This is a genomic window from Trichococcus alkaliphilus, assembly GCF_003008695.1.
Taxonomy (GTDB): Bacteria; Bacillota; Bacilli; order Lactobacillales; family Aerococcaceae; genus Trichococcus; species Trichococcus alkaliphilus.
In genome coordinates this window covers 25421-45114 of sequence record NZ_PXZT01000016.1, presented here as the reverse complement: position 1 = coordinate 45114, position 19694 = coordinate 25421, and the positions used below count along the sequence as shown (strand labels likewise).

22 protein-coding genes are annotated in these 19694 nt (G+C 46.9%); all 22 read right to left on the bottom strand.

What is annotated here, in order from left to right; translation table 11 throughout:
- Positions 1 to 106: 106 nt before the first annotated feature.
- Entirely contained in the window at positions 107 to 1051 is a 945-nt protein-coding gene (locus C7R73_RS11815) for a cell division protein FtsQ/DivIB (protein WP_106450700.1), read from the bottom strand.
- Between the two features lie 18 nt (positions 1052 to 1069).
- Entirely contained in the window at positions 1070 to 2170 is a 1101-nt protein-coding gene (gene murG / locus C7R73_RS11810) for an undecaprenyldiphospho-muramoylpentapeptide beta-N-acetylglucosaminyltransferase (protein WP_106450699.1), read from the bottom strand.
- Positions 2171 to 2185: 15 nt separating this feature from the next.
- Complete coding sequence (gene murD / locus C7R73_RS11805) at positions 2186 to 3574, bottom strand: UDP-N-acetylmuramoyl-L-alanine--D-glutamate ligase (RefSeq protein WP_106450698.1); 1389 nt, start codon at positions 3572 to 3574, stop codon at positions 2186 to 2188.
- Between the two features lie 18 nt (positions 3575 to 3592).
- Entirely contained in the window at positions 3593 to 4558 is a 966-nt protein-coding gene (gene mraY, locus C7R73_RS11800) for a phospho-N-acetylmuramoyl-pentapeptide-transferase (RefSeq protein ID WP_106450697.1), read from the bottom strand.
- 69 nt (positions 4559 to 4627) lie between these two features.
- On the bottom strand, positions 4628 to 6787 hold the full coding sequence (locus C7R73_RS11795) for a penicillin-binding protein (RefSeq protein ID WP_106450696.1): 2160 nt from the start codon (positions 6785 to 6787) through the stop codon (positions 4628 to 4630).
- Complete coding sequence (gene ftsL, locus C7R73_RS11790) at positions 6784 to 7164, bottom strand: cell division protein FtsL (RefSeq protein ID WP_106450695.1); 381 nt, start codon at positions 7162 to 7164, stop codon at positions 6784 to 6786. Before ftsL ends, C7R73_RS11795 begins: the two co-directional genes overlap by 4 nt.
- Before the next feature lie 95 nt (positions 7165 to 7259).
- Positions 7260 to 8210, bottom strand: coding sequence for a 16S rRNA (cytosine(1402)-N(4))-methyltransferase RsmH (gene rsmH, locus C7R73_RS11785; protein WP_106450694.1), 951 nt, complete (start codon positions 8208 to 8210; stop codon positions 7260 to 7262).
- An 8-nt stretch (positions 8211 to 8218) separates the two neighbouring features.
- Positions 8219 to 8650 carry a division/cell wall cluster transcriptional repressor MraZ gene (gene mraZ, locus C7R73_RS11780; RefSeq protein ID WP_106450693.1) on the bottom strand — a complete coding sequence of 144 codons (432 nt, stop codon included), beginning with the start codon at positions 8648 to 8650 and terminating at the stop codon, positions 8219 to 8221.
- A 256-nt stretch (positions 8651 to 8906) separates the two neighbouring features.
- The gene (locus C7R73_RS11775; protein WP_106450692.1) at positions 8907 to 9950 is read right to left on the bottom strand and encodes an LTA glycolipid anchor biosynthesis glycosyltransferase, IagA/BgsA family; all 1044 of its coding nucleotides are present in this window, start codon (positions 9948 to 9950) and stop codon (positions 8907 to 8909) included.
- 33 nt (positions 9951 to 9983) lie between these two features.
- On the bottom strand, positions 9984 to 10361 hold the full coding sequence (locus tag C7R73_RS11770; RefSeq protein WP_161525938.1) for a DUF3397 family protein: 378 nt from the start codon (positions 10359 to 10361) through the stop codon (positions 9984 to 9986).
- A 151-nt stretch (positions 10362 to 10512) separates the two neighbouring features.
- Positions 10513 to 10692, bottom strand: a complete 180-nt coding sequence (gene rpmF / locus C7R73_RS11765; RefSeq protein WP_086628343.1) for a 50S ribosomal protein L32 — start codon at positions 10690 to 10692, stop codon at positions 10513 to 10515.
- A 58-nt stretch (positions 10693 to 10750) separates the two neighbouring features.
- The gene (locus C7R73_RS11760; protein WP_161525937.1) at positions 10751 to 11308 is read right to left on the bottom strand and encodes a YceD family protein; all 558 of its coding nucleotides are present in this window, start codon (positions 11306 to 11308) and stop codon (positions 10751 to 10753) included.
- A gap of 95 nt (positions 11309 to 11403) precedes the next feature.
- Complete coding sequence (locus C7R73_RS11755) at positions 11404 to 12108, bottom strand: aspartate/glutamate racemase family protein (protein ID WP_106450689.1); 705 nt, start codon at positions 12106 to 12108, stop codon at positions 11404 to 11406.
- 41 nt (positions 12109 to 12149) lie between these two features.
- Positions 12150 to 13367, bottom strand: coding sequence for a carboxylate--amine ligase (locus C7R73_RS11750; RefSeq protein WP_106450688.1), 1218 nt, complete (start codon positions 13365 to 13367; stop codon positions 12150 to 12152).
- Positions 13368 to 13509: 142 nt separating this feature from the next.
- Positions 13510 to 14727, bottom strand: a complete 1218-nt coding sequence (locus C7R73_RS11745; protein WP_161525936.1) for a nucleotidyltransferase — start codon at positions 14725 to 14727, stop codon at positions 13510 to 13512.
- Between the two features lie 34 nt (positions 14728 to 14761).
- Complete coding sequence (locus C7R73_RS11740; protein WP_106450686.1) at positions 14762 to 15505, bottom strand: class I SAM-dependent DNA methyltransferase; 744 nt, start codon at positions 15503 to 15505, stop codon at positions 14762 to 14764.
- Positions 15502 to 15867: a ribosome silencing factor gene (rsfS, locus tag C7R73_RS11735; RefSeq protein WP_106450685.1), complete on the bottom strand. Its 366-nt coding sequence runs from the start codon at positions 15865 to 15867 to the stop codon at positions 15502 to 15504. The genes C7R73_RS11740 and rsfS overlap by 4 nt, the downstream gene beginning before the upstream one ends.
- Entirely contained in the window at positions 15867 to 16481 is a 615-nt protein-coding gene (yqeK, locus tag C7R73_RS11730) for a bis(5'-nucleosyl)-tetraphosphatase (symmetrical) YqeK (protein WP_106450684.1), read from the bottom strand. Before yqeK ends, rsfS begins: the two co-directional genes overlap by 1 nt.
- On the bottom strand, positions 16468 to 17094 hold the full coding sequence (locus C7R73_RS11725) for a nicotinate-nucleotide adenylyltransferase (protein ID WP_106450714.1): 627 nt from the start codon (positions 17092 to 17094) through the stop codon (positions 16468 to 16470). Before C7R73_RS11725 ends, yqeK begins: the two co-directional genes overlap by 14 nt.
- A 77-nt stretch (positions 17095 to 17171) precedes the next feature.
- Positions 17172 to 17483, bottom strand: coding sequence for a ribosome assembly RNA-binding protein YhbY (gene yhbY / locus C7R73_RS11720; RefSeq protein WP_086628351.1), 312 nt, complete (start codon positions 17481 to 17483; stop codon positions 17172 to 17174).
- Between the two features lie 21 nt (positions 17484 to 17504).
- Positions 17505 to 18632: a ribosome biogenesis GTPase YqeH gene (gene yqeH / locus C7R73_RS11715; RefSeq protein WP_086985441.1), complete on the bottom strand. Its 1128-nt coding sequence runs from the start codon at positions 18630 to 18632 to the stop codon at positions 17505 to 17507.
- Entirely contained in the window at positions 18625 to 19152 is a 528-nt protein-coding gene (locus C7R73_RS11710; RefSeq protein WP_106450683.1) for a YqeG family HAD IIIA-type phosphatase, read from the bottom strand. Before C7R73_RS11710 ends, yqeH begins: the two co-directional genes overlap by 8 nt.
- Positions 19153 to 19694 lie beyond the last annotated feature (542 nt).

Sequence of the window (19694 nt, the reverse complement as noted above, 5' to 3'; positions counted from 1 at the left end):
AATAATTCTATCAGAAGGAAGTCTGACAAAAGTTCTTCAATCCCTCAACAATGATCGGAATCATTGTTCAAGGATTGACTGCAAGTCAATCCTAATCTCTTTCAGCTCATTCGGCTGGAGTGGCGGAATCTGCCGAAGCGGACGCTTCCTCTTCCGTTGTTTGCGCAAATGGCGTAAAGTAGACACCCACCTCAAGATCGATGGTCCCTTTCGTCTCGCCCAATTGGCTCGCGATGTCAGGGTAGTATAAGATCTTTTCGGCAAAGGATGGCAAGATCGCCTTCACTTCATTCCCATCGTTCATATAGACCGTGATTGCATATGGATTTTCTTCCGTTCCGGTATATTTGATTTCAGAGATGCTGTTCTGGACACTGTCCGTCAATTGCATGTATTGTTCGAGCAGGTCCTCCAGATTCTGGTTCATTTCAAAGCTTGTGATGATCGGGTTATTCCCGATCGGAACCTTCAATTCAGTGTCTGCCACGGTGCCGTTTTCCAGAACATTATAATAGCTGCCACCCGAATAAACATAGGCAATGGTTTCGTGTTCCGTCACATGGATCGTGACATCGTTCATGCCGCGCAACGTCACTTCCGCTGTTTTGACTTGGGGCAAAGTATTAGTGATGTAAGCATCGATCTTTTCGTCATTCCAGACGACTCCCAAGGCGGTCAGTTTCCCGGTGATGTGGCTGGCATCGATGATGCTTTGTTCCGGAACATCTTCGGCCCCTTCCACATAGATGTCCTTGACTTTACCGTAAGGGGAAATCAGAAAACTGCTGCCGATGGCCCCAACCAAGAAAATGCTGTACCAGCCAAGGTACCCTTGTCGTTTGCCGATTTTCGCGGTTTCGGAAAGGTTTTCCCTTGGTTTCAACTTTGCTTTTTTCTCTTCCAACAAACGATGCATGCGGCCGTTTATTGTGACCTTCTGCTTTATCTTCGTCTTTTTTTGCCTTTCCGATTCAGCAGTCGCGCGCTGCCAGGGAGTCCCTTCCGACGAACTCTTACTGTTCAGCTTCTGCCGGATTTTTCCGAAAACCATCTGGCCTCCCTCCCTTTCTCACTTTTTCAAAGCCAGGATGACATCGATGATCCGGTCTGATGCATCCGTTATGCCCATCTGTTTGGCTTGGAAAGCCATTTCTTTGCGTCCCGTTTCATCGGTCATCAGCTTGTCGATGGCCTCAAACAAGGATTGTGCCTGCAGATCCTTCTCGAGAATCATTTCTGCTGCCCCGTTCTTCACTAGGCTTTCCGCATTTTTTTGCTGATGGTTGTTCGTGACATACGGACTCGGGATCAGGATACTCGGCAAGCCCAAAGCCATCACTTCCGTCAATGTGGTCGCACCGCTGCGCGATACAATCAAGTCGGTACGCTTGAACAATTTCGGCATGTCGTGGATGTACGGCACAACACGGACGTTATCCAAACGGTCCGTCAGCGCACTGATTTCTTGCTCCACCGCATTGAAGTGGACATCGCCTGTAGCCAACAGCACTTGATACGGCTTATTTTTGAAGAGCGGATAGGCGGCTACGAAAGATTCATTCAGTTTCCTGGCTCCGCGGCTGCCGCCAAAAATCAAAACGGTCGGCACTTCATCCTTCAATCCGTATTCCTTCAGGTCGGCACTTTCCTTCAAGGAAGCTACTTCCTGCGCTCGGGGATTCCCGGTGAAAACAATCTTCTCTGGATAGGCGGAGAAATCACTGCGGGCATCCTCAAAACAAATGCAGATGCGGTCCACAACTCTGCTCAAAAATTTATTGGTGACGCCTGCGACTGAATTTTGCTCATGGATAATAGTCGGCACACCCAGTTTGGAGGCGGCATACAGGACGGGGGCGCAAACATAGCCACCCGTCCCGATCACGACATCCGGCTGGAATGCCTTGATGATTTTTTTCGAGTCCGAAATGCTCTTGATCATCAGATAGACCGTCTTCAGGTTCTGAAGCGATAAACTCCGGCGCAGCCCTTGGATTTTGACGGATTTGAAGGCCACACCAGCCTTCGGTACGATTGTGCTTTCCAAACCGCGGTCCGTTCCCACGTAAAGGAATTCGCTGTCCGGATACTTTTCTTTGATTCGGTTCATCAGGGCCAACGCCGGGTAGATATGCCCGCCTGTTCCCCCACCGGATAATACTATTTTCATAAGCACATAGGTTCTCTAGAAAGAACCTTCCTCCTCACTCGTGGCTTTGACCAAGGAATGGACAGCATCCGTGAATGTTTTGCCGCGCACTTCAAAATTTTTGTACTGATCCCAACTCGCGCAGGCCGGTGACAACAGGATCGTGTCTCCTTCTTCGCTGTATTGGTAACTGATCGGAACCGCACTGGCGACATGATCCGTCACGACGATTTCTTTGATGCCGGCTTGCTCGCCTGCATCCTTCAATTTTTCGGCAGTTTCCCCGAAGACGATCAACGTCTTCACATTTCCAAGAAAGGGAACGAGCTCTTCAAAGGTATTCCCACGGTCCAATCCACCCGCCAACAGGATGATCGGCGTCCGGAAGCTGCTCAGAGCTGTTTTGGTTGCGAGAATATTCGTTGCTTTCGAGTCATTGTAGAATTTTCTTCCGTTGAGCTCGGCTACGAATTGGATCCGGTGCTCGACGCCATAAAAGAGATGGAAGGCTGATACGATAGCCTCATTCCCTACACCGGAAAGTTTCGCTACAGCGATCGCAGCCAGTGCATTTTCGATGTTGTGTTCGCCAGGAACCCTCAAATCGGAAATAGCCATCACTTTTTCGCCCTTGAAATACAGCGAACCATCTGATGCATAGGCGCCATCTTCCAGAACCTGCGTGCGTGAAAAAGGAACAATTTGCGCTTTTGAAAGCTGCGACATTTTACGCAATTCCTCTTGATCCCAATTCAAAACAAGATAATCATCCGCGGTTTGATTCTCGGTTATGCGCCACTTCGCTTTGACGTATTCCTTGCGGTCCCCATGATAATCCAGATGGGCTTCCGTGATGTTCGTGATGACGGCGATGGCAGGCCGCATCGCTTCGATACCCATCAATTGGAAGCTGGACAACTCCATCACGACATCGTCATCCTCTGTCGCCACACGCGCCACTGCAGATGCTGGCACGCCGATGTTGCCGGCTTTATAGGCTTTCCCTATTTTTCTGCCCGCATTCAACAGGTCCGTGATCATCGTCGTGGTCGTTGTCTTTCCGTTCGTGCCTGTCACACCGATCAGTCGGCCTTCGAGGATTTCCGCCGCCAACTCGACCTCTGTCAATACGGGGATTCCCAATTCAAGGGCACGTTTGACCATCGGATTGTTGTACGGAATGCCCGGGTTCTTGACCATGAACGAGAAAGATTCATCCAACAGCTCGATCGGATGAGATCCAGCGATCACTTTGATGCCGGATGAAATCAACTCCTTTGCATCCGGATTGTCGTTCAATTCCTTTGCATCATTGACTGTGACCATTGCGCCGAGTTCCAGGAGCAGTTTGGCCGCATTCATCCCGCTGAGCGCCAAGCCCAACACCAATACTTTTTTGTTTTCGAATCGATTATTTGTTTTCATGTCTTTTTCTCCTTTCGCTTAGACAAGCAGCCACAAGGCTAAGATTGCAGAAACCAGACCGACAGCCCAGAAAGTCAGGACGACGCGCCATTCGCTCCATCCGCTCATTTCGAAATGATGATGGATCGGCGACATCTTGAAGATGCGTTTGCCGCGCAATTTGAAGGACCCTACCTGCAGCATGACACTGGCTGTTTCGATGACGAAAACAAGGCCGATCAGCAACAAGGACCATTCCAGATGCAACGCCAGCGAAACGACAGCGAGTCCTGCACCCAATGCCAACGAGCCGACGTCGCCCATAAAGATCTTAGCTGGTTTTTTATTGAAAAAGAAGAAACCGATCAGGCCGCCCACGATCGCAATACAAAACAGCAATACTTCCAATTGTCCTTGGCGGTATGCCAATATGCCGTACGCGGTATAGGCGATGCCTGCTGTTCCGGCAACCAATCCGTCCAATCCATCGGTCAGATTCACCGCGTTTGAAAAACCTGTGATCCAGATGATCGTAAATACAGCGAACACCAACCAGTTGTGGATCTGTCCAAAGAATGGGATCGTGACCAAAGGATCCGAACCCGACAAGAAGAATAGTGCGACGAAGACGAAGGACCCCACCAATTGCGAAATGAACTTCTGCTTGGAAGTCAGCCCTTCGTTTTGTTTTTTGAATATTTTCAGGAAATCATCCAAAAAGCCGATTGCTGCAAAAAACAAGAGCACGAACAGCAACATAGCCAGTTTTACGGTGAGGACATCCTTCCAGATCGCTGTCCCGATAACGGTAAGGATCGCAGCGATGATGAAGACGACCCCTCCCATCGTCGGTGTGCCGCTTTTGACTTGATGCCATTTTGGGCCTTCTTCCCTTGTGATCTGTCCGAATTGTTTCACTTTAAAATAGCCGATGAAAATTGGCATCATGCTGATTGTAATGGCAAAGCTGATCGATAAAGGCAACAGCATTTCTGTCCAATGCATATGATTTCCTCCTAATAGGTGTTTAACATTTTTTGATTGATTGATTTTATGAGTGTTGCTTCTGAACGCTTACTCCAGAATAATCTGGACTTCCGTGGCCGCGTTCAGGATGGAGCCCGTCTCCAGACTCTGGAACACGACATAGCCTTCGCCTTCAAAAGTGAAGTTTATGCCTGCGATTTCTGATACTTTCAGCACATCGTCTTTTGACCAGCCGTAAACATCAGGCATCGTCATCGCACCTTCCGTCATGAGGATCGCCTTCTGGTTTGTGATTGTTTGTGTTCCGGCGTATGGGTATTGCTGGACGATCCGGCTGCCGCTGCCGATGATCGCTGTATCATTATAGCCGACAGCAGTCAGTGCCGCCAAAGCCTCATCCTTGGATAAAGTTGTCACTTCAGGCATCGAGGCCTGATTAACATCCCCGGTCACTTCCGTATTCAGATTGTCATACTCGATTGCCCTTGTCATGAATGGATTGAATATTTCAGACAGATACTTGGAACCATTCAGACTGTCCAAGTTGGCGGGCCGTTTCATGGTCAAATACAGGATATAGCTGGGATCATCCGCCGGCGCGAATCCGACTACCGAGTAAAGATAATTTGAATAGCCAGTGTAATATGCGCCTGTTGTGGAATTCACCACTTCCGCCGTACCCGTTTTGGCAGCGATCTCTGTCCCTTCGATCTTGTAAGCCTGTCCGGATCCATTCTCGTTGTAGACGACTTCTTTCAGGTAGGTCAGGACCGTCTGGGCGGTTTCCGCCGTGACCGGGGATCCGACTTCTTCCGGTTCGTTAACGGTGACCTCGCCCGTATTCGGATCTTCTGTGCGATCCAGATAGTTCAGCTTCATCATGGTGCCATCATTTGCGATTGCCGTAAATGCTTGCATCAATTGGAAAGGCGTAACGGTTACCCCTTGTCCGAATGCCGTATTCGCCTTTTCCAGCGGATACGTATAGCTGTAATTCCCAGTTGCTTCATTTTCCAGTCCTGAATCGGTTGATTGGCCGATTCCGAAAGCTTTCATATAGGACTCCCAAACGTCGTAGCCCATCGTTTGCACCAGTTTCACGAAGGCCACGTTGCTTGAACGGGCCAATCCCTCGAGATAGGTGATATTTCCCCAACCGTCTTTATTGTAGTCACGGATGGTTCCGCCTTCCACTTCCACACTGCCGGAAGTATATGTCGCAAACGGGCTGAATACTCCCTCGTTCACGGCTGCCGCCAAGGTCAAAATTTTGAAAGTGGAACCCGGTTCGTAGGTATCCTCCACCAACAGATTCTGCCATTGCGAATCGATGCCATCTTTGGTCGTGGCGTTGAAGGTGGGCCGTTGGGAAGCCGCAAGGATCGCACCTGTGTCCGGATCGACCAACATAGCTGTCATCGATTCCGGTTCGGCCTCTGCATAAACTTGCGACATCAAGCTTTCGAGATAGATCTGCAGGCGACTGTCGAGTGTCAGATAAAGATTATCGCCTTCCACAGGCTCTTTCTCCTGAATCTGCGTTCCTGGAATCAGGTAGCCATTGGAATCTTCTTGATAGGTGACTTCACCATCGCTGCCATCCAGCTCATTATCATACAGGGATTCTATCCCCATCATGCCGACCAATTTCTTTTCTTCGTTTGTGTCTGCTTCTTCTTCGCTGGCTGAACTTTGCGCAAAGCCGACAAGATGGGAAGCAAAAATCCCGTTCGGATAAAGCCTGGAAGGTGTTTCCTCGAACGTGATACCCGGAAGTTCTTCCGCTTCAATGCTGGATTTCGTCGCATAATTCAGGTTCGTTCCTGCGCTTCCGAATTCGACCTGCTTCAAGTCCTCTTGGTTCAGGATGGTCAGAATCTCTTCTTTGCTCATGCTGATGTATTGTGCCAGTGCTTCCGCTGTTTTTTCCTTGTCGACGATATGATTTGGATTTTCTGTATCTTCACTCCATTCATCGGTCAAAACGGCCACCAACGAATAAGAAGTAGCATCCAAGGCAATGGGATTACCACCTATGTCATAGATGGTACCTCTTTTTGCGGCAAGGATACTACTTCTGGTATATAAGTTATTAACATGCTCGCTTAGATTCTCGCCATTTACCTTCTTGGTGATCATGATCATAGAAAAACGAAAAATAAATACAAGAAATAGTAAACCTGTCAAACCAACCATGATACGAGTCATTTTTTTTCGGTTTTTCTGAGGATTAGCTGTTTTTTTCATCGCGTAACATTCCTAACGTTTGCTTCATTCATTTCCAGACCAAGTTCTTTTGCTATCTCGATGATGCGGTCGTATCTTGAAAGTTCTTGGACTTCCTGCTCCAAGTTTTGATTTTCTAAACCGATCGCAACGCTATCATTTTGTAAGTCCTGCAACGCTCTGTTCTGATTGGAGAGGGTCACTTGTGTAGCCAACGATAACAGCAATACTACCAATGCACTTAACAGAATGATGGTGATGGCAAATTTTTCAACTTTTACATATTTATCTCTAACGGCCTTGTAGCCTTTCGGTTCAGGCTGGCCTTTTTTAGTTTCCGTCAGTTGTTTCGGCAGCGTCGGTTCTGCTATCGCCGCCCTATATTCAGGTAATGCCACTTAATCCTCTCCTCCCCCGCAATAAATTGTGCAGCTCAGGCACAATTTATTGGTTCCGACTGATGATCTTTAGTTACAGAGCTGCTGTGCTCCTGTTATTTCTTGACTCTTTCGATGACACGCAATTTTGCGCTTTGAGAACGCGAATTTTCACTTAATTCCGCCTCGTTGGGCATAATTGGTTTTCGGCTGATCAACTTGTAGTCCGCTTCATATTCCTCGGGAAGAATAGGCAACAGCGGCAAGGTTTCTTCTTTCGAGCTGGCTTCTTTGAATAGAACTTTAACGATTCGGTCCTCCAAGGATTGGAAGGAAATGACGCTCATGCGCCCTCCGACGTTCAGCATTTTCAAGCCATCTTCTATCGAATCTTCAATAGCGGATAATTCGTCATTGACGGCGATGCGCAAAGCTTGGAAAATGCGCTTAGCCGGATGTCCACCTTTTCTTCTGGCAGGTGCAGGGATGCAGTCTTTGATGATTTCGACCAATTCGCCAGTCGTCTCGATCGGTTGGGTTTCCCTGATTTTTTCGATTTTGCGGGCAATCTGTTTTGAAAATTTTTCTTCGCCATAACGATAAAAAATCTTCACTAATTCACCAAAAGGCCACTCATTCACAATGACGCGGGCCGTCAATTCCTGTTCTTGGTCCATGCGCATGTCGAGTGGTGCATCATAGCGGTAACTGAACCCTCTTTCTGCTTGATCCAATTGTGGGGAAGACACTCCCAAATCGTACAGGATGCCGTCTACGCCAAATACATCACGGTCTTCCAGTTCTTCTTTGATATTCCGAAAATTGGCCTTGATGAGTGTCACCATGCCTTTTTCGATATAAGTCGCCAATGTTGCTTCAGCATTTTCGATAGCGATACGGTCTTGGTCAAAGGCATACAGATGCCCATTTTCATTTAATTTTGATAAAATCACGCTGCTGTGTCCGGCACCACCTAAAGTGCAATCGACATAGATGCCATCTGGTTTGATGTTCAAACCATCGATGGACTCTTTTAACAACACGCTATAATGTTCAAATTTTTCCATTTTTACACCTACAATCCAAAGTCGATCATCGTTTCAGCAATATCTTCGAAGTTTTCGGCAGCCTCATCAGCAAATTCTTCCCACTTCTCGTTGCTCCATATTTCAATACGGTCGGCTACTCCGACAATACGACATTCTTTTTCAATTTTCGCATAATCCAATAATGTTTGAGGGATATTGATGCGTCCTTGTTTATCCAACTCAGCTTCAATAGCGGCTGAATAGAAGAAACGGGTAAAAGCACGCGCATCTTTTTTGGCAAGGGGCAGCTGTTTCAATTTCTCTTGGAGCAGCTCCCATTGGCTTAACGGATAGCCGAACAAACAGCCGTCCAATCCACGGGTGATGATGAACTTATCGCCTAATTCCTCACGAAATTTTGCGGGCATGATCAATCTGCCTTTAGCATCTATATTGTGTTTGAATTCGCCCATCAACATAAAGACACTCGCCCCCACCTTCAAATATGTTTTCAGTCTACCACATCCCCCCACTTTCTACCACATTTTCCCGAACAATTCATAAAAAAAACAAATTGATTTCGACAAATAATCGAAATCAATTTGTTTTCAGTTATCATCTATCATTTTGCGTGGCGCAAGGATGGGACATCACAAGCGCCCCGCGGATAATGCATAGTCAGGACCAATCGTTTTCGACAAATTTATCGAAAGTGGGGATTTTTCCCACAAAAAATCATTTTGTTTGCGGGACCGAGATTTTGCTTTTATCGGACTTATTCAACTGGATGGCAGTTTCGTAAGCACTCCTCAATTCCGAACCGATGTAGCTGAGGTCCTTCTGGCGTATATGATCCTGGCTTGCAGCCTTCAAAGAAGGCAGGTCACCTTCCAGAATGCCGCTGATCAACCTTCGGAAATCGTCATTCGTTTTGCCTTTGTAGACGTGCTCGCCATCGATCAGATCATCTTCATAGATCGGTATATCCCGGATCAGAATCTCCTGTCCCATGGCAAGAGCCTCCAGAAGGACGATTCCTTCCGTTTCTTCGTAGGTTGGGAAGAAAAACAGATCAGCACCGCAGTATGCGTTCCGGAGCTCATCAGGAGCCACATAACCGGCAAATTGCAGATTGGGCAATTTTGTCTCCACCGCTTCACGGATTTCCCGCGGAACTTGATGGAGGTTCAAGTACCCGAACCAGATGAATTGGTAAGCAGGCATCGCTTTGGCTAAGGCGACAAAATCAAGGATCCCTTTCCGTTTGATGTAAAGTCCGACAGACATGACGACCTTGTCTGTCGCTTTATACCCATATTCCTGGCGGAAGGATGCACCCATTTCCGCAGTCGCTTGGTAAAACGACAAATCGATTCCGTTCGAAATCGGTATGATCGGTTGTTGCAACCCCGCCCGTTGCAGCAATTGTTTGGAATAAGGGGTTGGCGTCAAAACCACATCCCCATGGCTGTAGCAGTGCAGAATCCACTTACTGAAAAGCGGTGCAGCCGCATTGGAGAAGATAAAAGAATTCTGGAAGTCCTCCTTTGTGGAGTGGGCATGATAAACGATCGGTTTCCCCTGCTTTTTGACTTTATGCAGCAGACGATAAGATTGCCCGAAGTAGGTATTGATGTGCATCAGATCAAAATCATCTCTGTAATCTGTCGTAAAAGATATCCCTTCCAGTGTGAGAGCTTTTTTCTGGTGCTCGATGGCTCTGCCTAAACCGGATTTCCCGATGTATTTCATGCCTTCAGAATACAATAATACTTTCATGTTTACGTGCCACCTCATTCTTCAATTTTCGGACTATCCCCTTACAAGGAAATAAATGCGCAACAGCACCAGCATGTAATAAGAAAGCAGTGCCATCAAAAACAGTATTTTTATGAAATAACGATAGAACCGCTTCGGCTGATGGATTTTTTTGCGTTTGTCGAAATACAGCGTCTGCAGAAGACCGATGACGCAAGCCGCCAGCAGAAAGTGCGGCAAGAGTGAATAAGTCAAACTGTAGACACTCAGCAGATGGATGCCTACGAACAAAAACGGCAACACAACATCCGCAACCGTCACTTGGATAATTTGTTTGTACCTGAGATATGGCCTAAAAAATTTATTGATCAGAATGATTTCTAAAATCGGAAAAACATACAACAGAATTTCAAAATAGTGGAAGTTTTGCATCCCAACGCTCCTTAACAAAAATATGGCGTATATGCCCGCATACATACATTTTACATCATTCCGGAAAATTATGCCTCCTTGAAAAATGAGAACAAAAAAAGCCAGCAGAAAATTCATTCTGCTGACTGGAATTGCGGATGGCATTTCAGGATTAGCTTTGTTTTTCGATAACTACTTCTCCGTCATAGTGACCGCATGATGCACAAACGTGGTGGCTCTTTTTCAATTCGCCACAGTTAGGGCATGCGTTCAAGCCTGGAATTGATAACTTGAAGTGCGTACGTCTTTTTGCTTTTCTTGCTTTAGATGTTCTTCTTTTAGGTACTGCCATTTCCTTACACCTCCCTGTACTAATCGCTGTATTTAGTTAAAAATCAGCGTCAAAAATTTCACTCTGTTTTTTCTTCGTCTTCTAACAGGGCCTTCAGACCAGCTAATCGCGGATCGATCTGGTCGTTTTTTTCCTCTTGTCTCTTTCTTGCGAAAGATTCTTCGGAAACAACTTCCCATTCAGCGCCACTAGGCATGTCCTCGGACTCCATCTCTTCCGGCGTGAACACTTGTAGAGGCAGATTCAGCAGAATGTTGTCCTCGATAGCGGAGACCAGATTCACTTCATCACCTTCAAGCGGCAACACGACTTCCGCAGGATTGTCCTGCTCGAGGTAGAGCGATTCACTCTCAGTGTACACTTCTTCGATTGCTAATTGCAAGGGTACCTCAACTAATTCCAACGACCTTGACGAAGGCAGGGTAATCGTTAAATCGATTCGGAAATTGGCAAGCACAGAATGATTTTCGTATAATAAGAAACCTTCCGCCTTAATCGGCGACACTGCTTTGATTTCATTATTTCTTTGCATCAATGAACTTTCCCGGTCTATCATCCGAGAGAAATAGTACGGTTCACCACGATGTTCTTGTAATTCTTTTAATGGCCACTTCATTTCCATCACCCCTAAAATAACAAATTGAATTATACTAGTGAAAAAAAACTTTGTCAATGTATTTTCCTTTACATCAAAAAAGGAAAACGTTTTTTTTACGCTTTTAATTCTTTGGCCAACGCGATTGTTTTGTCCAAAAGCACCTTTTCCGCGTCGACGATCGGATAGCGTTGTTCCTCATCTTCGCTGTTCATCAAGGAAACTTCCGTGCAACCCAACAACACAATGTCCGCACCGCAATTTTTGAAGTCTTCCAAAATTTCGTAATACAAAGGGAAAAATAAATGCGATCTCTCTTTGATATAATAATAAATCATTTTATTGATCTTGTCTTGTAATTCTCTGTCCGGCAATACCACTTGGTAACCTTTCTCAACAAGCCGATTTTCGTAGATGCGGCTCTGATGCGTTCCCTCTGTGGCAAATAATCCGACTTTTTTTGCGCCCTCATAGTGTTCCGCAATATAGTCGACCGTAAGATCGATCATATTCAGAATCGGAATATCCGTTTCTTTTTGAATATCATCGAAGAAATAGTGGATAGTATTGCAGGGCATGATGATGAATTCCGGCTGAAGAAGATTCAACATATGAACATCTTCTATCACTGCTTCCACCGGATTCGGTTTGGTCGGATCCAAAATATATTCCGTACGATCGGGAATATCAGCGTGATTCATCAGAATGTAATTGAAATAATCCTGGTCGTTTTCGGGGAAATGACGCTTGTTCATTTCAACGAGAAAATTAGTCGTCGCCAGCGTTCCCATTCCTCCAAGAATACCAAAAAATTTTTTCATACTTTCTCATCCCTCATTTCCCGTTTGTTTCTTTTTTCAGCTCATTCCTCTGGCGGATGCTCTCTGAATTTTTTGTAATAATTGAATTTGGAAGCCAGCACATAGAATTTCCTTTTCGGGCTGACTTCAAAAGGCGCATCCAAAGGGTGCACTACTTTCCCATCTTTGTACAGCTCTTTTACTTTTTTCCGCAACACATCGGACTTGACATACTTCAGCAAAAGATTTTTTGGTGTCATAGTGAACAAGGCTTCATTCGTGTTGATCGTGACCCCAAGTTTTTTCTTGGCTATGTAATCTTCAATATAGTATTTCGCAACATTATTCCCGCTGGCGGTAACATAATAGTTGCTGACGCCCAGACGCCCGTTCAATTCAAAGAAAACATAGTCATCTTTGCGCTCATCGTACTTCACGTCAAAATTAGAGAAACCATAAAACTCGGTTTCCGCAATCAGTTTTTGAACGGAAGCAACAATCTTCTGCTCTTCCCTTGCCCAAATCGTCAGGTGATTTCCGATGGCGGATGGCGTATGGTCTTCCAAGAGGATATGGCCGAAGGAAATCAGCTTGATTTCCTTGTCCCTTGGCGAGGTGTAGACCGTCACGACACCAAGATAGGTGTCATCGCCGGGCACGTACTCCTGCAGGATCAGGTTGTCTGTGTAGCCGTTGTCGCGCACTAAATGATAGATTCGTTCAAGATCCTTTTCATCCCGTCCGATGAAGACTTTTTCTTTGCCTTCAAAATGCAGGCCCTGGTACAGGATGGCGTTCGAAGGCTTGATGATGATCGGAAATTCAAACGGCAATTCCAATGAAAATGCATCCATGACTACAGTCTTCGGATAAGGAACACCTACCTTTTCACAGATGGCGTAAAAACTTTCCTTATTGGTCGCCCGCAGGAATACATCTTCATCCACATACGGAATGATCCAATCATCACTGAAGCGGTCCTTCGTTCGGATCAACAGTTCTGCATAGCGATCGTCTGCCCCAAAGATGATTTTTTTCATATTCGGATAATCACGGCCGATTTGTTGAATGGTCTCAAAAAAATGATCCAGGTCATCGATTCCCGGTTGGATGTAATGCTTGATGATGCGGGAATTGCCGATAGGGCCTATGATCATCGGGCTGATGAGGTTCGTTTTAACTTGATACGCTTCATAGAAAGCTCTCGCCAAACTATAGGCTCCTCTGTTTCCCCCTACGATTACGGGAACGAAACTGACGGAGTTGGCTTCTTCGCTCATTTGATTGTCCTCCTTAGTGCCTAGAACCGAACATTAAAGGCTCTAGCATCTATTAACCTATCCATTATATTTCTTTGGTTGTGGCCAGTCAAACGCTTCTTGCGATTTTTCATTAAAGTTTTCATTAATTTTTTAAAAAAACTCAGTCCTGATTCCTCGACTCGTTGCGGATGTAAATGGGCGACCGGGTGAAATTTTGTTCCTCCAAAACCGTAAGGCCTCCCAAACGATAGATGCGGTCGCTCCTGATTTCCAGTTGCAAGTCCGCTGTATATGGCTCACGCAATTTCGTGATGATAGGGGTCTCCGTGTTTTTTTTCAAGGTGTTCAGATAGCGTCTTCCGGCCTCCGTAAATCCGAGCAACCGGATAGTATCTTCTTTTTCCTGGAATGTAGTCGCTTCTGCTTTGGTTATCCCCAACAAAATATAGGAGCAGACCCGTTGCAGCCGGGCCCACGTCCAACGCTTGTTCTTCATGCGCCGAATGAAGGCCATAAAATCAGCTGCATCCTCAGCCTCTTTTTTCAGCCTGTATTCGATGCCTTCTTCCACTTGATAGATGTTCCGGAGTTCCGCATGCGAAAGCAGCATGAGCTGATATTGCAGCATCGCCCAGTATGGAGCCCAATCAAGTAGAGGACGCCTCTCAAGCGCTTCTAACGTCGCTTGCGGCACAAACCTGCCCATGTCCTTCTTTTCGGTTTCTTTTCCGTGGTGGAGTGACCATTCGCGAATGGCGGTCCCACTTGCAAATTCTTGTCCGAAAGCATGACTGTCGTTGTGTCCGGCACCGCGCCTAAGCACGATGGCCGTTTCCATCGGTTCGGGGAATTGTTCATTTTCTTTGACATACGCCAATCCGAGCTGATTATTGGGCGTTGAAAAGGAAATAGCAGAACCTTGTGGGCGCAAGACTTCGGCAATGGCCGTTTCCAGTTGCGCAGCATAGGTTCTGCCATCATTTCGGTAAGTTTGAAAAATCCGATTGATTTCCGATTCGTGTTCGCGCAAGAAGCGGCTGTGCGAAACGAAATCTTCCGCCGCTCCTTCTTCAGCACCGAACGCAAAGGCATCGCACTGCATCGCCTGCAATAAGCGGATGCCTGCTCTTGCGAACAGATCCGCGGACTGCACACTCCCCAAAACCGGCATTTCCACGACGATGTCGGCACCGTTCCGCAACGCGATTTCCGCGCGCGTCCATTTATCCAACAAAGCGGGCGCGCCCCTTTGGACAAAATTGCCGCTCATTGCGACAACCATGACATCGCTCTGGGTCATCCGCCTGGCTTCCGACAGTTGGTAGCGGTGACCGTTATGGAAAGGATTGTATTCTGCGATTACACCACAAGCTTTCATCGAAGCGCCCCCTTTGGTTTCATTGTATGGTTGCTTAAGCTTTTTTGCAGGCAAAAAACCAGCGCGGACTGTCATCGCGCACATCAGCTTCACCAAATTCGGCTGTAGCCGTCACATCGGTGAATCCGGCTTCTTCAAGGAGCCGCTTGTAGACTTCCAGCGGATACGTGCGTTCGCGATGGTATTCCGAATGGCGTTCAAACAATTCCGGATTACTCTGGGATCCCACGAAGAAAGTCAAATCATGCTCGACACTGTTCGCAGCATCGCCGGCAAAACTTTCCCAGAGGAAGGCTCCCGCTTCATCCTGATAGATGTATTGATATCCCGGAAAAACGTCATTCACTTGATGCATCGAGTGGACGTCGAACAAAAAAACACCGCCAGGTCCGAGATTCCGGATGACACTTTGAAAGACTTCCGCCACTTCAGCTTCATCAGACATGTAGCAAAGCGAATCGGAGAAGCACGTCACGACGTCAAAATCCCCCATCGGCTCCAGTGAACGCATGTCCCCCACTGCCAACGAAAGCGTAACGCCTTCTTCCTGCATCCGGTTGTATGCAAGCGAAAGCATTTCGTCGGAGAGATCGACCCCTGTTACCCGATGGCCTTTTTTCGCCAATTCCACTGCAATCTTCCCTGTCCCGCATGCCAATTCCATGATGTCCAGACCGGATTTCCCGGCTGTGTATTTTTCAACATAAAGAAGCCAGCTGTCGTAGACAGACTGGTCCATTATTTCATCATAGTAATGGGCAAAGATGTCGTAACTCATTGCTCAGTGACCATCCCCGAGATGTCGACCATAGGCGCATCACTCCATAATTTTTCGATGTTGTAATAGCCGCGTTCCTCATGGTTGAATACATGCACGATGACGTCGTTCAAATCGATCAATGTCCATTTCCCTGAATCTTTGCCTTCGACATTTTTGACTTCGCCTTTGTTTTTGTGCACGTTCTCCACGATTGCTTCCACGATTGCAGCGACTTGCTTTTCATTACGGCCGTTCATGACGACAAAGTAATCTCCGATCGATGTCAAACCGCGTACATCCAATGCCATGATATCCTGAGCCAATTTGTCATCTGCTGCTTTAACCACTAATTCCAATAATTCTTCACTTGTTAATTTCATTATGATTTCCCCACTTTTCTTTGGATCCAACTGTTGTAGACATAGATTGTGCCGGGATAAATCGGCAGTTCTTTCTTCACCAGATGGATGATTGTTTTTTCTATTTTAAAATAAGCTGCCTCATCCAGGCTGTCCTCAGCCAGTCTTCTGGCTTCGTCAACGCCCTTGAATGCGCGCCCCGATTCGATGTAATCGGCGATGAAGAGGACTTTCCCGATTAGGGTCATCGTCTCGCCACCGATTGTATGCTGGCGGATCGCGTCAAGGATAGCCTCATCCTTAATTCCGAATACCGTTTCGGCATAATAAGCGCCGACAGGTCCATGCATGATTTCGCTGCCGTAACCGGTCATTTCGCTTTCCATCCCTTCGGACAGGACGATTTCCTTCATGCTTTCCACAGCATGTTCTTTCGCGTAGTCGTGCAACAGTGCGGCCAACGAACAAGCTTCCACGGATGCGCCGTATTTTTCCGCCAATTGGATGGAGCAGGCTTCAACCCGCAGCACATGCTGGAAACGCGATGGCTTCATCTGTTTTTCCACTTCAGCCAAAATGGCTTCCCGTGTCCAATCCGTATAGATTCCTGTATATGCAAGCTCAGTCTTCGTCATCGAGGTAGAGTCCTTCTTTCAAAATGTAATCTTTGACGTCCTCTTTCACCAAATAACGGATCGAGCGGCCGGTTTTGACCATCTTGCGGATTTCCGTCGAACTGATGTCGATCAACGGCGCATCAACCCAAATGATCGGGTAGATGCTTTCCCTTCCGTATCCTGGCCTGGCGACGCCGACGAACTGCACAAGTTGCACCAATTCATCGATGCGTTCCCACTTCGGCAAGTATTCCACCATGTCCCCGCCGATGATGAAATAATAATCGGTGTCCGGATGCATGGAAGTCAATAATTTCATCGTATCGATCGTGAAGCTCTTACCGCCCCGCTCCAACTCGATCGTTTCGATATCGAACAGCGGATTGCCCGCAATGGACAACCGCACCATCGACTCGCGATGCTTCGCCGGGATCGATTCTTTTTCGTCGACATGAGGGGGCTCGGCATCGGGCATGAAATAGATCTTATCCAAGCCGAGTTGTTCCCCAACCTGCTGCGCGACGATCAGGTGGCCTAAATGGGGCGGACTGAAAGTCCCACCCATAATGCCGATGCGTTTCCGGTCCTGGAAAGCAATCTGCGTCTCGACCTCGGTTTCTTCGATGATCATATAATCCGTTTGTCCGATCAAATTTAAAGTTGTGATCAATTTTTTCTCACCTCAATAAAATAGGGATTGGCCTGCCTTTAGATTTTTTCAACGACTGTCGAATAACGACGGTTCTTTTCTTTGGTTGATGGTTTGAACAACACAAGCGTGCGCCCGATCTGTTGGACAACTTTCGCTTGCAGTTTTTCTTCGATCACTGCAGCGACATCTTCCGTTTCCTCATCCGTGTTCTGCAGAAGAGCTATCTTCAGCAATTCCCTTTTTTCCAACGCTTCCCCGATTTGGTAAAGCATCTCTTCGTTCAATCCACCTTTACCCACTTGGAAGAGCGGATTCATATGGTGCGCTTCTTTTTTCAAATATTGTTTTTGTTTGCCTCTTAATTCCATTTGACACCTCAGTCTATTTTATTAAATGATCGGTTTGCGCATTACTGTGTCCACGCCTTGCGGGACCCATGCTGCGACTTTGCCTGGTTTGCGGACAGTTATCCATCCCAAACCGGAAAATACGATATCGGAAGGTACTTTGACATTGAATTCACGTCTGACCAACGGCGGGAAATTTTCCGCGTCTTCCGCAGACGGCGGCTGAAGAAGGGTCCCCAGGTGTTTCGCATAGAATTCATCCGCTTTTTCCAATTTGGTGCGGTGGATTTTCAAGTCATTCGAGAAATAGCAAGTGAAGGATGATTTTTCCCCACTGATGAAATCAAAACGCGATGCGCCGCCCAAGAACAGCGTCTGTTCCGGGTTCAATTGATAAGTGATCGGTTTGATTTCGTGTTGCGGCGCTACGAGCTTCAATTCTTTCGGGCTCAGCACATGCGCCATTTGGTGGTGATGGATGATCCCCGGCGTATCGATGAGGAAATGCCCATCGTCCAAAGGAATACGGATCTGATCCAACGTCGTGCCAGGGAATTGGGAAGTCGTGATGACATCTTCCTTGTTGCCTGTAGCCGCACGGATGATCTGGTTCATGACAGTGGATTTACCTACGTTCGTAACGCCCACGACATAAACATCTTTGCCATCCCGATGTTCTTCGATGGTTTCCAACAGATCATCGATGGACGTCGCTTTCTTGCCGCTTACCAGCATGACATCGACCGGGCGCAAGCCTACTGACTGCACCTGCTCCGTCAACCATTGCTTCACACGGGACAGTTTGACCGACTTCGGCAAAACATCCACTTTATTTCCGACAACCAACACTTTATTATTGCCCGCAAAGCGATGCAAGCCGGGGATCATGCTGCCGTACACATCGAACAGATCGATGACGTTGACGATCAAGGCATCTTCCATCGAGATGGTGTTCAGCATCGCCAAAAATTCATCATCCGTGACGGAAACTTTTTCCATCTGATTGTAGTGGCGCAATCTGAAACAGCGTTGGCAGTATAATTGCCCGGAATCCAATCCCTTTTGCAGAGCGGCCGCCGGGGTATACCCTCGTTCGGTCGGATCATCGGTCTGGATTTTCGCTCCACAGCCGATGCAATAGAGATCTTCTGTTAATTCTTCTTTAGTCAAGTGATTTCCTCCATATCATTCCTGGATCATTTTTCAACAAACGTTTCAGCAGTTTTCTTTCAAAGAATCGGTTTATGCGCGTATTCCATCCGTCCGAATTGATGATCGGCATTACCCACACACTCTTGACTCCCGCTCGACTTGCGCCAAAAACATCCGTAAGCAATTGGTCCCCAACCATCAGGCATTGATCTAACGGAATCTGCAGCTGTTCTGCTGCCTTGATGTAGCCGCGGCGGGAAGGCTTCATGGATCTTGGCACATAGGACAATTGCAGCTTATCCGCAATTATCTTGATGCGCTTATCGCTGTTGTTGGAAATGATGACGACAGGTATCGCATTTTCTTTCATCAAAGCGATCCAATCCTTCAATTCCTGTGTCCCTTCCGGATTATTCCAGGCGATCAAAGTATTGTCCAGATCGGTCAGTACACCTTTGATGTTGTTCTTTTCAAGTTGTTCCGGAGTGATGTGATAGATGGACTCCACCATCCATGTCGGTTTGAATTTATTTAACATAATGTCTCCTCATCAAAAAAATAAGAGGACGGGAAAAAGCAACAACGTCACTTTTCAAGCAGACCCCGAGAGAACCCCCCCAAGTCGCGCCCCAAAACCAAAAAACTGCACGGCACACAATCCGAAAAAAACATCCTGTACCCCACAAAAAAGTTTTGACCCAGCCTCACTACTATCCAATTGTATATTATAACCCCATTCCAGTAACATTATAAAGCATAAACAAAAAAATACAAGAGCGCGATGCTATGCGGGAGAGTGTGATGAATCCCGGGTAGAAATCGAGCACTAAGAGGACTAACACTAAACGGACGCTTTTTGTCCGTGTGTGGTAGTCAGCTTAGGCGCAGATTTCTGGGATTCAGAACACGTTTGATATGGCGCGATGCCCATCAGCAGCTTGAGAGCACTAAGCGGAATCCCCTGCAGGCCAGAGCGCGTCTAGGATGAGCGCGATGATTCGCGCTCAGACATCCGGACGCTTGCGTTCGGATGTCTGGAAAGATGGATAACTTTCCGTTATTCATCTTTTCTGCTCGCTC

Bases quoted from the DNA above. Each gene is read 5' to 3' on its own strand.
- rsmH (WP_106450694.1), bottom strand. From the start codon at position 8,210: ATGGAAAAATTTGAACATTATAGCGTGTTGTTAAAAGAGTCCATCGAT.
- C7R73_RS11795 (WP_106450696.1), bottom strand. From the start codon at position 6,787: ATGAAAAAAACAGCTAATCCTCAGAAAAACCGAAAAAAAATGACTCGT.
- yqeK (WP_106450684.1), bottom strand. From the start codon at position 16,481: ATGACGAAGACTGAGCTTGCATATACAGGAATCTATACGGATTGGACA.
- C7R73_RS11750 (WP_106450688.1), bottom strand. From the start codon at position 13,367: ATGAGCGAAGAAGCCAACTCCGTCAGTTTCGTTCCCGTAATCGTAGGG.
- murG (WP_106450699.1), bottom strand. From the start codon at position 2,170: ATGAAAATAGTATTATCCGGTGGGGGAACAGGCGGGCATATCTACCCG.
- C7R73_RS11770 (WP_161525938.1), bottom strand. From the start codon at position 10,361: ATGCAAAACTTCCACTATTTTGAAATTCTGTTGTATGTTTTTCCGATT.
- C7R73_RS11725 (WP_106450714.1), bottom strand. From the start codon at position 17,094: ATGATCATCGAAGAAACCGAGGTCGAGACGCAGATTGCTTTCCAGGAC.
- mraY (WP_106450697.1), bottom strand. From the start codon at position 4,558: ATGCATTGGACAGAAATGCTGTTGCCTTTATCGATCAGCTTTGCCATT.
- rsfS (WP_106450685.1), bottom strand. From the start codon at position 15,867: ATGAAATTAACAAGTGAAGAATTATTGGAATTAGTGGTTAAAGCAGCA.
- C7R73_RS11710 (WP_106450683.1), bottom strand. From the start codon at position 19,152: ATGTTAAATAAATTCAAACCGACATGGATGGTGGAGTCCATCTATCAC.
- C7R73_RS11760 (WP_161525937.1), bottom strand. From the start codon at position 11,308: ATGAAGTGGCCATTAAAAGAATTACAAGAACATCGTGGTGAACCGTAC.
- C7R73_RS11740 (WP_106450686.1), bottom strand. From the start codon at position 15,505: ATGAGTTACGACATCTTTGCCCATTACTATGATGAAATAATGGACCAG.
- C7R73_RS11775 (WP_106450692.1), bottom strand. From the start codon at position 9,950: ATGAAAGTATTATTGTATTCTGAAGGCATGAAATACATCGGGAAATCC.
- yhbY (WP_086628351.1), bottom strand. From the start codon at position 17,483: ATGGAATTAAGAGGCAAACAAAAACAATATTTGAAAAAAGAAGCGCAC.
- rpmF (WP_086628343.1), bottom strand. From the start codon at position 10,692: ATGGCAGTACCTAAAAGAAGAACATCTAAAGCAAGAAAAGCAAAAAGA.
- mraZ (WP_106450693.1), bottom strand. From the start codon at position 8,650: ATGTTGATGGGCGAATTCAAACACAATATAGATGCTAAAGGCAGATTG.
- murD (WP_106450698.1), bottom strand. From the start codon at position 3,574: ATGAAAACAAATAATCGATTCGAAAACAAAAAAGTATTGGTGTTGGGC.
- C7R73_RS11755 (WP_106450689.1), bottom strand. From the start codon at position 12,108: ATGAAAAAATTTTTTGGTATTCTTGGAGGAATGGGAACGCTGGCGACG.
- C7R73_RS11745 (WP_161525936.1), bottom strand. From the start codon at position 14,727: ATGAAAGCTTGTGGTGTAATCGCAGAATACAATCCTTTCCATAACGGT.
- C7R73_RS11815 (WP_106450700.1), bottom strand. From the start codon at position 1,051: ATGGTTTTCGGAAAAATCCGGCAGAAGCTGAACAGTAAGAGTTCGTCG.